Origin of the sequence: Caballeronia sp. GAWG1-5s-s (assembly GCF_023631445.1) — a bacterium.
In the GTDB taxonomy this organism is placed as follows: domain Bacteria; phylum Pseudomonadota; class Gammaproteobacteria; order Burkholderiales; family Burkholderiaceae; genus Caballeronia.
In genome coordinates, this window is the sequence record NZ_JALQDC010000001.1 from 457,092 (window position 1) to 469,006 (window position 11,915).

General features: G+C 63.9%; 12 protein-coding genes. 8 read left to right on the forward strand and 4 right to left on the reverse strand.

Annotated features, from left to right (window positions below):
* Positions 1 to 3: 3 nt before the first annotated feature.
* Complete coding sequence (locus NCR34_RS02225; RefSeq protein WP_250498987.1) at positions 4 to 939, reverse strand: LysR family transcriptional regulator; 936 nt, start codon at positions 937 to 939, stop codon at positions 4 to 6.
* Between the two features lie 432 nt (positions 940 to 1,371).
* On the opposite strand from NCR34_RS02225, the gene NCR34_RS02230 reads away from it, so the two are divergent.
* The 3 genes from NCR34_RS02230 (at position 1,372) to NCR34_RS02240 (ending at position 4,087) form a co-directional block, all read left to right on the forward strand.
* Entirely contained in the window at positions 1,372 to 2,514 is a 1,143-nt protein-coding gene (locus NCR34_RS02230) for a porin (RefSeq protein ID WP_250498988.1), read from the forward strand.
* Positions 2,515 to 2,680: 166 nt separating this feature from the next.
* Positions 2,681 to 3,130: a CHRD domain-containing protein gene (locus tag NCR34_RS02235; protein ID WP_250498989.1), complete on the forward strand. Its 450-nt coding sequence runs from the start codon at positions 2,681 to 2,683 to the stop codon at positions 3,128 to 3,130.
* A gap of 36 nt (positions 3,131 to 3,166) precedes the next feature.
* Positions 3,167 to 4,087 carry an alpha/beta hydrolase gene (locus NCR34_RS02240; protein WP_250498990.1) on the forward strand — a complete coding sequence of 307 codons (921 nt, stop codon included), beginning with the start codon at positions 3,167 to 3,169 and terminating at the stop codon, positions 4,085 to 4,087.
* On the opposite strand, the gene NCR34_RS02245 is transcribed toward NCR34_RS02240, so the two are convergent.
* Positions 4,057 to 4,905 (reverse strand): EcsC family protein, encoded by an 849-nt coding sequence (locus tag NCR34_RS02245; RefSeq protein WP_175939373.1) that lies wholly within the window; start codon positions 4,903 to 4,905, stop codon positions 4,057 to 4,059. The two genes, NCR34_RS02240 and NCR34_RS02245, sit on opposite strands and share 31 nt — an antisense overlap.
* 106 nt (positions 4,906 to 5,011) lie before the next feature.
* On the opposite strand from NCR34_RS02245, the gene NCR34_RS02250 reads away from it, so the two are divergent.
* Complete coding sequence (locus NCR34_RS02250) at positions 5,012 to 6,607, forward strand: MFS transporter (RefSeq protein WP_250498991.1); 1,596 nt, start codon at positions 5,012 to 5,014, stop codon at positions 6,605 to 6,607.
* 20 nt (positions 6,608 to 6,627) lie between these two features.
* A complete protein-coding gene (locus NCR34_RS02255) occupies positions 6,628 to 7,092 on the forward strand; it encodes a MarR family winged helix-turn-helix transcriptional regulator (protein WP_248321109.1) in 465 nt (154 codons plus the stop codon).
* On the opposite strand, the gene NCR34_RS02260 is transcribed toward NCR34_RS02255, so the two are convergent.
* Positions 7,089 to 8,363, reverse strand: a complete 1,275-nt coding sequence (locus tag NCR34_RS02260) for an amino acid deaminase (protein WP_250498992.1) — start codon at positions 8,361 to 8,363, stop codon at positions 7,089 to 7,091. The genes NCR34_RS02255 and NCR34_RS02260 overlap by 4 nt on opposite strands.
* Before the next feature lie 141 nt (positions 8,364 to 8,504).
* On the opposite strand from NCR34_RS02260, the gene NCR34_RS02265 reads away from it, so the two are divergent.
* The 3 genes from NCR34_RS02265 to NCR34_RS02275 are packed head-to-tail and all read left to right on the forward strand — an operon-like array spanning position 8,505 to position 11,293.
* Entirely contained in the window at positions 8,505 to 9,392 is an 888-nt protein-coding gene (locus tag NCR34_RS02265) for a MurR/RpiR family transcriptional regulator (protein ID WP_250498993.1), read from the forward strand.
* Between the two features lie 2 nt (positions 9,393 to 9,394).
* Positions 9,395 to 10,873: an N-acyl-D-amino-acid deacylase family protein gene (locus NCR34_RS02270; RefSeq protein ID WP_250498994.1), complete on the forward strand. Its 1,479-nt coding sequence runs from the start codon at positions 9,395 to 9,397 to the stop codon at positions 10,871 to 10,873.
* A gap of 30 nt (positions 10,874 to 10,903) precedes the next feature.
* Positions 10,904 to 11,293 carry a RidA family protein gene (locus tag NCR34_RS02275; RefSeq protein WP_244847843.1) on the forward strand — a complete coding sequence of 130 codons (390 nt, stop codon included), beginning with the start codon at positions 10,904 to 10,906 and terminating at the stop codon, positions 11,291 to 11,293.
* Positions 11,294 to 11,378: 85 nt separating this feature from the next.
* Here the strand turns inward: NCR34_RS02275 and NCR34_RS28160 are convergent, their stop codons facing one another.
* Complete coding sequence (locus tag NCR34_RS28160; protein ID WP_350029417.1) at positions 11,379 to 11,816, reverse strand: FtsK/SpoIIIE domain-containing protein; 438 nt, start codon at positions 11,814 to 11,816, stop codon at positions 11,379 to 11,381.
* Between the last annotated feature and the right edge of the window lie 99 nt (positions 11,817 to 11,915).

Genomic DNA, 11,915 nt, shown 5'->3' on the forward strand with positions numbered 1-11,915 from the left:
ACACTATTCCGTTGACGGGACAAGCCCCGCCTCGACGGGCGCGCGGTCCCGAAAGTACGACAACGCGAAGTCCACGAACGAACGCGTCTTCGCCGACACATGCCTGCGGCCCGGATAGACGATGGATACTTCTTTGTCGGCATCCTTGAGCCGGTAGCCGGCAAAAAGCCGCACAAGCGCGCCGGCCTGTATATCGCGTTCGACGTAGCTTTCGGGCAGCACGGCGATGCCCATGCCGGACATCGCAGCCTGACGCAACATCGGCGAGCTGTTCACCGTGTACGCCGGATCCAGCGAGACCTCCTCCGACACGCCGGAAGGACCGGTGAAGGTCCACGTCGAGCCGTGTATATCCGCTGATGGCGCAAGAAAGTCGTGCTTGGCGAGCGATGCCGGCCGCGCGGGCGTGCCGCGGCGCTCGAGATAGTCCGGCGACGCGACGACCGCCGCCGCGACCTTGAAGAGCGGTCGGCTGATGAGCGTGCCGCTGTTGACGAGATGCGGCACGACAATGCCGGCGTCGAAACCTTCATCGACGAGATCCACCGGACGGTGCAGCAGCGTCAAACGCAGCTTGACGCTCGGATAGCGGTCCCGGAAGGCGCGCAGCATCGGCGTCAGTTCGAGCAACGAGAACGATGCCGAAGCCACGAGCTTCAATGTCCCCGACGGATCGACGGAACTGTTCGCAACCGATGCCTCGATCGTTTCCACCTGTTCGATGACAGCGCGACAGCCGTCGGCGTAGCTCTTGCCGGCTTCGGTCAGCGACACGCTGCGCGTCGTGCGGTTCAGCAGGCGCGTATTGAGATGCGCTTCGAGCAGCGAAACGTAGCGCGTGACGACCGCATTTGAAAGATCGAGCGCCGCGGCCGCCCGCCCGAACGACTCGGTTTCGGCGACTTTCAGGAAGACGCGCATCGCTTGCAGTTGATTCATGGTGAGACGGTTGCCGAGCGATGCGGGACGCTCTTTCCCTGATGGTGACGAGCGGAAAGATGCCCGCTCTCGCGTGCGCGATGTTAATGACGCGGGACATGGAAGGTAATCAGAGGAGTCCGACTGTTCATGCCTGTGGCGTTCGGGCCACTGTCGCATGTCCGCAACTGAACGCACGGACCGGCTCGCGCGGCAAGATTTCAGTGCGGTGGTAAGTGCAAGAAGCCTAAGCGTTTACTCATATTGAAATTCGACTTTTTGAATTGTTCGAAAAGATTTTTGTGTGTCCTTGGGCTGGTCGCCGCAAAGGCGAGCCATACACTTTGGGCTGCCGAATATCGGTGAAAGGCATACGGCGGGACACCCTCCCGAGATGTCGAGACGCCGCGAGCAACCCTATCGAGTCGTACGACTCTTTCTAAGGAACACACAATGAAGAAGACTCTGATTGTTGCGGCCGTCGCCGCATCGTTCGCAACTGCCGCGAGCGCGCAGAGCAGCGTTACGCTGTATGGTCTGGTCGATGCTGGTTTCACGTTCGTGAACAACGTGCAAACGCCGGAAGGCGCTGACCACTACAAGACGAACTCGTGGAGCATGAGCGGCGGCAACGTTCAGATGAGCCGTTGGGGCCTGCGCGGCGCTGAGGATCTGGGCGGCGGCATGAAGGCGATCTTCACGCTGGAAAACGGCTTCGACGTCGCGAACGGTAAGGGCGTGGATACGCGCATGTTCAGCCGCCAGGCCTATGTTGGTCTGTCGACGCAAGCCGGCACCGTGACGCTCGGCCGTCAGACCGACGCGGTCGCCGACTATCTCGGCCCGCTGAGCGCAACGGGCTCGTGGGGCGGCACGTACTTCGCTCACCCGGGTGACCTGGACAACCTGGACGGCAACGCATTCCGTGTCAACAACTCCGTCAAGTTCGTGAGCGCTAACTACGCTGGCTTGTCGTTCGCGGGCGCCTATGCGTTCTCGAACGGCGCTGGCAGCTTCGCGGACAACCGCGCATACAGCCTGGGTGCTGGCTATGCAAATGGCCCGTTCAAGGTCGGTGCAGCGTACACGCAAGCGAACGGCTTTAATGCGACGACCAACGGTGCGATCACGGAAAGTCCCGAACTGAATTCGCCGATTCAGAACACCGAGCGTCTGCGCACGTTCGGCGCGGGTGGCAGCTTCTCGGCCGGCGCAATGACGTTCGGCCTGCTTTGGACGCAAACGCGCGAAGACAACAACTCGATCGCGAGCTACTCCAGCATCGTCAATAACTACGAGGTTAACGGTCGCTATGCGCTGACGCCGTCGCTCTCGCTCGGCGCCGCATACACGTTCACGAACGCGAAGACCAGCTTCGCCGGCGACACCGGCCGTGCCCGCTACCACCAGTTCGGTCTGCAGACGGACTACGCTCTGTCGAAGCGCACCGACATCTATGCTGAAGGCGTGGTGCAGATCGCCAGCAGCCAGGACAAGGAAGTCTATCCGTTCGCAGGGATCAACGGCGCGCCGGGCGGCCCCTCGTCGAGCAGCCGTCAGGTTCTCGTGACGACGGGTATCCGTCACCGCTTCTAAGCAGTCTCGGCAGTATTGAGCTGTAGCTAGCTAGCAGAGAAGGGCGCCGCGAGGCGCCCTTTTCGCGTTCGCGGTTAGCCCGTTCGTTCTGAACTGCGTCCCGACTCCGAATGCACTACCATGAAGACGCGGCCGATGCGCCGCCATGAAAACGGAGAACCGGGAAATGATCTCGACACGCAAGCCGCATGTCTTCCGCAAGTCTTCATTCGTCGTCGCGGTTTTCGCATTATCGACGATAGCCCATGCCGACACTGTCGCGCTCAAGGCGAATCTTCAGCCGTCGAGCGAAGTGCCGCCGCGCGTGAGCAAAGGCCACGGCACACTCGACGCCACGTTCGACACGAATACCCGGCAACTCACCTGGACCGCGACGTACGCCGATCTCTCCGGCCCCGTCACGATGGCGCACTTCCACGGGCCCGCGCCCGTCGGGCAGAACGCGAAAGTGCAGGTTCCCGTCGATAAGCGCGCACTCGCCAGTCCGATGACAGGGCAGGCGACGCTTACCGAACAGCAAGTTTCCGATCTGATGGCCGGGCAGTGGTACTTCAACGTTCACACGCAAGAGAACCCGACCGGCGAGATTCGCGGTCAGGTCATGCCGTCGAACTGACGTGAATCGCGAAGTCGAAGGACAGGAGCGCGCGCGATGAGTTGGCAAAGCGCATTCGCGTGCTGGGTCTTGCGGCGCCGGATGCGTCCCGAGACCGCGAAGCCCGTGCTCAATGTCGAGCGCGCCCGCGCGTACACGTCGCGCCGGCTGTGGTCGCCGCCGGTGCCGAAGGGCTGGCAATTGGAAGTGGGCGCGAACGGAGAGTGGCTGCGATCATCGGCATCGCGCAGCACGATTCTGTATCTGCACGGCGGCGGCTATTACTTCTGCTCACCGCGCAGTCATCGCGCGATCAGTTTTGGGCTCGCCGTGCGCGCGCAGGCCAATGTGTTCTCGCTGGATTACCGGCTCGCGCCCGAGCACCGCTTTCCGGCCGCAGTGGATGACGCCGTCGCGGCCTATCGCGCGTTGCTCGCCGATGCCGCGCCGCAAACCATCGTGGTCGCCGGCGATTCGGCGGGCGGCGGTCTCGCGCTCGCGACGCTGCTCGCCTTGCGCGATGCCGGCGACGCGCTTCCGGCAGGCGCCGTCCTGTTCTCGCCGTGGACGGACCTGACGGGCAGCGGCGCGTCGATGACGAGCAACGAGGGCCGCGATCCGATGTTCCACGCCGCCGTGTTCCCGAAGGTCGCCGCGCAATATCTGGGCGATGCCGACGCCGCGCATCCTTATGCGTCTCCGCTTTTCGGCGATTACGACGGATTGCCGCCGTTGCTGATTCAGGTCGCCGACACCGAACTCCTGCTCGACGATTCCACGCGCGTCGCGAAGAAGGCGCGAGCGGCGGGCGTTCGCGTCGATCTGGAAATCTGGCGCAACGTGCCGCACATCTTCCCGATCTGGGCGCCGTTTATGCCCGAGGCGCGGCAGGCGCTCGAGAACGCCGCCCGGTTTATCGAAGACGTGACCGGCGCGGCCGCGTCGCATCATCGGCTGCCCATGACCTCGATCGTCTGATACGCGCGTTCGACCGCCGCGGTGCCATATTGTCGCTCGAGCCGCCGCACGGTGAAGTGACCGTGCGCCATCTGCTGAAAGTGATCGATGAAGACGGTGTTGACCATTGCGCCGAGCACCGCGCCGATCGCCGGAATCGACTTCGCCGCCACCTGCTCGCTGACCTGCACGGAGAACCGCGAGGCAATGGTCTGCAAAAACTTGAGCAATGCCGTCGATCCGTGGCCGCTCAGTCCCTTCGCCGTGATCTCGCTCGTCGCCCGCGAGACGGATTGCGCCAGCGCGCCGCGCACGATGAAATAGCCGAGATCGGCGTTGTCGTCGTCCTTATGCGTGCCGCCCATGCCGAGCACCATCAAGCATTGCAACTGCGTTTCCACGCGATGCACGTCCTCGCCTTCGCTGCGAGCGATATCGCAAATCGAGCGGAACATGAGCGTGGTCGTGACCGGCAACTCGACCGGCAGCGCGAAAAGGCCGAATGCGCCGCCCGCCGCGCCGGTCGTCGCCACTGCGAGCTTGTGCAGCAGGTTGTTCGGCTTGTCGGGCGGCGGCGCGAGCAGCGAGCCGGCGGGCGCGCTCTTGCCGAGCGTTCGCAGCGCCAGCTGCAGGCACTTCTTGAGCGCCAGTTGCGTCGCCTCGTCGACTTTTTCCTGCGCGGCGGCGGGCAGGCGGCCCATCAGCTTCTCGATGGGCGCGCCGATCACGCTCGCCAGCTTCATCGTGAGCGACGGACTTTCGAGCGCTTCCTTGGCGCGGGAGAGGGCGGCGAAGTCCTCCGGCGTGAGCGGCGAGGTGATGATGGGCGTCGGTTCCATGCGTCGTTTGTCGATCCGAAAAGGGTGATTGTCCACGCAGCTTAGAGCGCGGCACCGTGCTATGATTCCATTTAAGTTGACTAGTCAATCATTGCTCTTACAAAAAATGGCCGTTCATACAGCCGCGCATCATTCGAGCGGGCAGGTTCTCCCGTTTCGCGAATCTCTCATGGCGATGCTGGGCATCTCCTTCGTGACGATGCTCGTCGCGCTCGACCAGACGGTCGTCGGCACCGCGCTGCCGACCATCGTCGCGGAGCTTAGGGGCTTCGAGCTCTACGCGTGGGTCGCGACTTCCTATCTCCTGACATCCGTCATCACGGTGCCGATTTTCGGGCGGCTCGGCGACTACTACGGCCGCAAGCCGTTCGTGATCGCGTCGATCGTCGTGTTCACGGTCGCGTCCGTGCTGTGCGGGCTCGCCAACAGCATGATGTTCCTCGTGCTCGCTCGCGGCTTGCAGGGCATCGGCGGCGGCATGCTGGTCGGGACGGCGTTCGCGTGCATCGCGGATCTTTTCCCGGACAACGTCGTGCGCCTGCGCTGGCAAGTGCTGATGAGCTCGGCGTTCGGCATCGCGAACGCGGTCGGGCCGTCGCTCGGCGGTTTCCTCACGCAGTACTACGGCTGGCGCTCCGTGTTCTATGTGAATCTGCCGGTCGGCGCGCTCTCGCTGTTCTTCGTGTGGCGCTTTCTGCCGCATCTTCGGCATGTCGCGCATGAAGGCAAGATGCGGCTCGACTGGCCCGGCGCGGTGCTCATTGCCGTCGCGCTCGGCGCGCTGCAATTGTTCGTCGAAATGTTGCCCAAGCATGGCGTGAGCCTGGAGACGGCGACGCTGCTCGTGGCGAGCGCCGCGGCGGGCTTCGCGCTCTGGAAATGGGAAATGCGCTGCGATTACGCGATTCTTCCCATCGACATGTTCCGCAACCAGAGTCTTGCGGCGCTCTTCACGCTCGCCATTCTGGGCGGCTTCACGATGTTCTCGCTGCTCTTCTACGCGCCGCTCCTGTTTCAGGGCGGCTTCGGCATGTCGCCGCAGGGCGCGGGCATGATGATCACGCCGCTCGTGGTGTTCATCACCATCGGCAGCATTCTGAACGGGCGCATCGTCACGCGGCTGTCGAACCCGAACCGCATGTTGTATATCGGCTTTGGATGCCTCGCGGTGTCGTGCCTCGGCGTGGTCGTCGCGACGCACACGATGCCGCGCGCGCTGCTGCTCGTTTTCATGCTGCTCGGCGGATTGGGCCTCGGCTTCGTGATGCCGAACCTCACCGTGTTCGCGCAACAGACGGCGGGCCGCCAGCACCTCGGCATCGCGACCGCGCTGTTGCAATCGCTGCGCATGATCGGCGGGATGATCGGCACGGCGCTGACGGGCACGCTCGTGAGCCATTTGTACGCGAGCGGCGTGAGCCTCGCGCTGGAGCGGGATCACGCGATGCGTTGGTTCGCCGACCTCTCCGACCCGCAGATTCTGATCAACCGCGAAGGACAGCAGACGCTGCTCGCGCAACTCTCGGCGGCCGGCCACAACGGCGCGATGCTGCTCGAAGCGGCGCGCGAGGCGCTGGTCGCGGCGATCCACATCGGGCTCGCGGTCGCGGCGGTGGTGGCGGTGGTGTCGGTATGGCAATCGCGCCGCGTGCCGCTCGTGCGCTTGAAACGCCAGCCTGAACCGGTCATCCTCGCCGAATGACGATCAAGGGAAGCACAAGCATGGACGAACAGGATCGGATCGCCGTGGTGCAACAGTTCGGACGCACGTATCGCGCGTTCATGTCGGCGTTCGAGCTGGCGGTCGGCCAGCCGATGCCGCGCTGGCGCATTCTGCTCGCGCTGCACGAGCACGCGGGCGTGCTGTCGCAGAAGGCGCTGGTGGAGCGGTTGCGAGTCGATCCCGGCGCGCTCACGCGGCAGCTAAAGACGCTGGAATCGCTCGGCTGGATCGTGCGCAGCGTCGATGCGCGCGACAATCGGGTATCGAATGTCGCGTTGACAGCGCAGGGCCGCGCCGCCACGGAAGAAGGACTGCCGCGCCGCAACGCGTTTCTGCACGACACCATGGCCGCGATGCCCGACGACGCAATCGAGGCATTGTCGGGCGCGCTCCAGATGCTGGAATCGCGCATTCAGGAAGTGGCCGCGGCGAGCGCGGCGGCCACCGCCGACGACAAGGCTTAGAAAAACGTTTCGATCACTTCGGTCACGCGATACTTCCGGTCGACGACGAGCACTTGCCGCCATTTGTCGAACGTCAGGCATGGATGCGAGATGTCGAACGCGATCATGTCGCCCACCTTCACGTCGTCGCCGGGCTTGATGCGCATGTACGCGTGCTGGTCCATCAGGCCGAAAATCTCCCAGCCTTCCTCCGCTGACACGTCGCGCGGCGCCTCCGCGCCCGGACGATAGTGCTTCGCCGGCTCCGGCATGCCCGCATCGAACGCCGAGTCGCGCTTGCCGAGCCCGATGATCGCGCGATCCGGCTCCGGAATCGACTGCACGTAGGCCCACAACTGGAGCGCGGGTTTCAGTCCCTGACCCATGCTCTTGGCGATGGGATTGCGCGCGAAAATCTCGTTCTGCGCTTTCTTGTAGATGCCCACGTCGTGCGTCAGATAGCAGCCGGGGCGCAGCACCACTTCAATGGCGTCGCTGTTCGCTTTGGCGAATTCGTCCGCGACGACGTCATACCACGCCGATCCCGCGCCCGACAGAATCGCAGGCTTGCGCGCGATCTTCCCCTCGTCGATCAGCTTGCGCGTGACATCGACGGCGCTCTTCAGGAAGTCGCGCACCTTCGACTCGTCCTGCAACACGCCTTCGTACAACTCCACGCCCGCCAGTTCGATCACGCCCGGCCAGCGCGCGATGGCCGCCAGCACGGCTTCGCGCTGCGCGTCGTCGCGCACGCCGGTGCGGCCGCCCGGCACGCCCATCTCGATCAGCACGCTCAGCTTCTTGCGCACGTCCGTGAAGAACGCGCCGAGTTGATCGACGCCATCGGCTGAATCCACGAGGCAGAAGAATTCGAAGCTCGGATCGGTGAGCAACTCGGCGATCATGCCCATGTTGCGCTTGCCGACGAGCTGATTCGCCATCAACACGCGATGCACGCCGCCGCGATACGCCGCGCGCACCTGATGCGCGGTGGCCAGCGTGATGCCCCACGCGCCCGTATCGAGCTGGCGGCGAAACAGTTGCGGCGCCATCGTCGTCTTGCCGTGCGGCGCGAGCTTCACGCCGTACTCCTCGACGAACGCCTGCATCCACTTCAGATTGTGCTCGATGCGCTCGGCGTACAGCACGGCGGCGGGCAGGCTCACGTCTTCTTCGAGCAGATTCCATTGCAGACGCCCGGCCTCGCCCAACTGGATGCTTGTGCCGGGCACCATGCCGAGACCCTTGCCGAACGGGTCGATCGTCGCGCTCTGATAGTTTGTAACTTTCATGTGCTGCTGCTCCATCGGTCCGATTAGATGCGTTTGTGTACGCGCTTAAAAGCCTTCACGGTTGACGGCACTATGGTACCCAAAGTAGGATCGGCATTGAATTGTTATTTAGTAACACGCGCCCCGAGTAAACCCGACACCATGAACGGCCCCGCCGATCCGCAGAGTTTCGATATCGTCGCGCGCATTGCCGAGCGCGCGCCATTGCTGCGCAGCGCCGAGCGCAAGGTCGCCGCGCTGATTCTGGACGATCTCACGGGCGCGTCGCGGGCGAGCATCGGCGCGCTCGCGGAGCAGGCGGATGTGAGCATCGCCACGGTCACGCGCTTCGCGAAAGCCGTCGGCTGCGAAGATGTGCGCGAACTGAAGCTGCGGCTCGCTCAAGCGGCGGCGGTCGGCCAGCGGTTCCTGAAGTGCGAGCCCGACGCGTTGCCGGATTCGCTCGCCGCGCGCATCTTCGAGGAAGTGCAGACCACGCTCGCGCAGAATCAGGGCGCGCTGCGCGCCGCGCCGGTCGCCGAAGCCGCCGATGCGCTTGCCGCCGCGTCGATGATCTACGTGTTCGGCATGGGCGGCGGATCGACCGCGCTCGCCGACGAGATGCGCTTTCGGCTCGTTCGCCTCGGGCGGCCCGTCGCGTCTTATCAGGACGGGCTGTTGCAGCGCATGGTCGCGTCGACGTTGTCGAAAGAGCATGTCGTCGTCGCGCTATCGGTGACAGGGCAGACGCCCGAGATGGTGGAAAGCTGCCGGCTCGCTCGCGAATACGGCGCGCGCGTCATCGCGCTGACCGCGCCCGCGTCGCCGCTCGGCGCGCTCGCGGACTGGCTCATTCCCGTCATCGCGATCGAAACGGATTTCATCTACAAGCCGTCGTCGTCGCGCTACGCGATGATGATGGCGCTCGACCTGCTCGTCACCGAACTCGCGGTGAAGCAGGGCGACCGCAGCCGCGAACTGCTGCGCCGCATGAAACACGCGCTCGACGCGCATCGCGGCGGCGGCGAGCGCCAACCTTTGGGAGATTGATCATGGAAAAGTGCGACACGCTGATCGTCGGCGCGCGCGTGATCGACGGCACCGGCGCGCCCGCCGTCGAGCGCGATGTCGCCGTGCGCGACGGCCGCATCGTCGCAATCGAGGCGCCGGGCGGCTTGTCGCACTGGAGCGCCGACGACGTGTTCGACGCGCGCGGCAAAGTGCTCGCGCCCGGTTTCATCGACGTCCATACGCACGACGACACGCACGTGATCCGCTCGCCGCAGATGATGCCGAAGATCACGCAGGGCGTGACGACGGTGATCGTCGGCAATTGCGGGATCAGCGCGTCGCCGGTGACGCTCAAAGGCGATCCGCCCGATCCGATGAACCTGCTCGGCGATGCCGCCGCTTTCCGCTATCCGACCTTCGCGGCTTACGTCGATGCCGTGAACGACGCGCGTCCGGCGGTGAACGTCGGCGCGCTGATCGGCCATACGGCGTTGCGCAACAATCACATGGACCGACTCGACCGCGCCGCGACCGTCGATGAAATCGCCGGCATGCGCGCGCAACTCGAAGAGGCGCTGGACAACGGCGCGCTGGGTTTGTCGAGCGGGCTCGCGTACGGATCGGCGTTCAACGCGCCGCCCGAGGAAGTGCAGGCGCTGGCCGAGCCGCTCGCGAAAGCGGGCGCGCTCTACACGACGCACATGCGCACCGAGTTCGACGCCATTCTCGACGCGATGGAAGAGGCATATCGCGTCGGCCGTCATGCGCGCGTGCCGGTGGTGATTTCGCATCTGAAGTGCGCGGGGCCGTCGAACTGGGGGCGCAGCGTGGAAGTGCTGAAGTCGATTGAAACCGTGCGCGAAGGGCAGCCGGTCGGTTGCGACTGCTATCCGTATAACCGCAGTTCATCGACGCTGGACCTAAAGCAAGTGACGGGCGATATCGACATCACGATCACGTGGTCGACGCCGCATCCGGAGATGGCGGGCAAGCTGATCCGTGAGATCGCGGCCGAATGGAATGTGAGCCAGCAGGAGGCCGCGAAGCGCCTGCAACCGGCGGGCGCGGTGTATCACAACATGTCCGAGGACGACGTGCGGCGCATTCTGTCGCATCCCGCGACGATGGTCGGCTCCGATGGCCTGCCGAACGACCCGCTGCCGCATCCGCGCTTGTGGGGCGCGTTTCCGCGCGTGCTCGGTCACTATGCGCGCGATACGGCGCTGATCGCGCTGGAAGAGGCGGTGCGCAAGATGACGAGTCTCTCGGCGCGGCGTTTCGGGCTCACGGAGCGCGGCGAGGTGAAAGTGGGCTATCACGCCGATCTCGTGGTGTTCGATCCGGAGCGCGTGCGCGATGCCGCGACCTTCGCGAAGCCGGAGCAGGCGGCCGATGGCATCGACGCGGTTTGGGTGAATGGCGTTTTGACGTATCGCGAGGCGGCGCTGACGGGCGAGCGCGCGGGACGTTTCGTGGCGCGCGGCGCGGCATCGAAGCTGGATGCGGCGGGCGCGTTTTAAGACTTATTGAGGACCAAAAGGAGTGCAAAGATGAAGCGTTATGGCGTGGAAGGCGGCAAGGGACAAGGCGGCGCGCATATGCCGTTCGCACGCGCGGTCGAGGCCGATGGCTGGCTCTACGTGTCGGGCCAGACGCCGATGCAGGACGGCGAGGTGATCAACGGCGGCATCGTCGAGCAGTCGCATAAGGCGATTCAAAACGTGATCGCCATTCTCGAGGAAGCGGGCTACGGCACCGAACATGTGGTGCGCTGCGGCGTGTGGCTGGACGATCCACGCGACTTCGCTTCGTTCAACAAAGTGTTCAAGGAGTACTTCGGCGCGAACCCGCCGGCGCGGGCGTGCGTGGTGTCTTCGATGGTGATCGACTGTAAGGTCGAGGTGGATTGCGTGGCTTATAAGAAGCCGGCGACTCGCTGAGATAGACGTAAGACAGTATCGAGTGGAGTGACGGGTATAGCGACGTCACTCCGATTCGCAGTTGCGTTCCGCGAAGATTGTTTCTCTATATGGCTTGAACGACCGCCTTCACATCGTCCAACGTGATGAGTGGGCCATGCGCGCGAAGAAGTGATCTGCCCGGGAGTTTGATGAGCATGTCGCCGGCTCCAGTCAGCGATTCCGCGCCGCCTTCATCAAGTATGATCCGAGACTCAGCCTCTTTTTGTACAGTCAACGCGATCCGAGTCGGGATATTGCTTCGAATTAGACCAGAGAAAGTCTTTGCGTCTGGCCGCTGCGTTGCCAACACCAAGTGAATGCCCGATGCTCGTGCTTTCTGAGCCAGTCTAATCACCAACGGTTCAATCTGCTTGTTCTGTAGGACCAAGTCAGCGAATTCTTCCACAATGACGACGATATACGGAAGTTGGATCCCCACGGACCTGGCCGCTCCGATACTCGATACACCCAAGCCCTTCAATGTGGCATAGCGCGCATCCATCTCTGCTATGAGACGTTGAAAGGTAAGCGGTCCATCTTCGACGTCTGGCAGTGAGCGACAGTAGCGAGGACCATAGGTGTCCACCTATCTTGGAGGTGG

Coding starts and splice junctions, on each gene's coding strand:
- NCR34_RS02225 (WP_250498987.1), bottom strand. CDS start 939: ATGAATCAACTGCAAGCGATGCGCGTCTTCCTGAAAGTCGCCGAAACC.
- NCR34_RS02230 (WP_250498988.1), top strand. CDS start 1,372: ATGAAGAAGACTCTGATTGTTGCGGCCGTCGCCGCATCGTTCGCAACT.
- NCR34_RS02235 (WP_250498989.1), top strand. CDS start 2,681: ATGATCTCGACACGCAAGCCGCATGTCTTCCGCAAGTCTTCATTCGTC.
- NCR34_RS02240 (WP_250498990.1), top strand. CDS start 3,167: ATGAGTTGGCAAAGCGCATTCGCGTGCTGGGTCTTGCGGCGCCGGATG.
- NCR34_RS02245 (WP_175939373.1), bottom strand. CDS start 4,905: ATGGAACCGACGCCCATCATCACCTCGCCGCTCACGCCGGAGGACTTC.
- NCR34_RS02250 (WP_250498991.1), top strand. CDS start 5,012: ATGGCCGTTCATACAGCCGCGCATCATTCGAGCGGGCAGGTTCTCCCG.
- NCR34_RS02255 (WP_248321109.1), top strand. CDS start 6,628: ATGGACGAACAGGATCGGATCGCCGTGGTGCAACAGTTCGGACGCACG.
- NCR34_RS02260 (WP_250498992.1), bottom strand. CDS start 8,363: ATGAAAGTTACAAACTATCAGAGCGCGACGATCGACCCGTTCGGCAAG.
- NCR34_RS02265 (WP_250498993.1), top strand. CDS start 8,505: ATGAACGGCCCCGCCGATCCGCAGAGTTTCGATATCGTCGCGCGCATT.
- NCR34_RS02270 (WP_250498994.1), top strand. CDS start 9,395: ATGGAAAAGTGCGACACGCTGATCGTCGGCGCGCGCGTGATCGACGGC.
- NCR34_RS02275 (WP_244847843.1), top strand. CDS start 10,904: ATGAAGCGTTATGGCGTGGAAGGCGGCAAGGGACAAGGCGGCGCGCAT.
- NCR34_RS28160 (WP_350029417.1), bottom strand. CDS start 11,816: ATGGATGCGCGCTATGCCACATTGAAGGGCTTGGGTGTATCGAGTATC.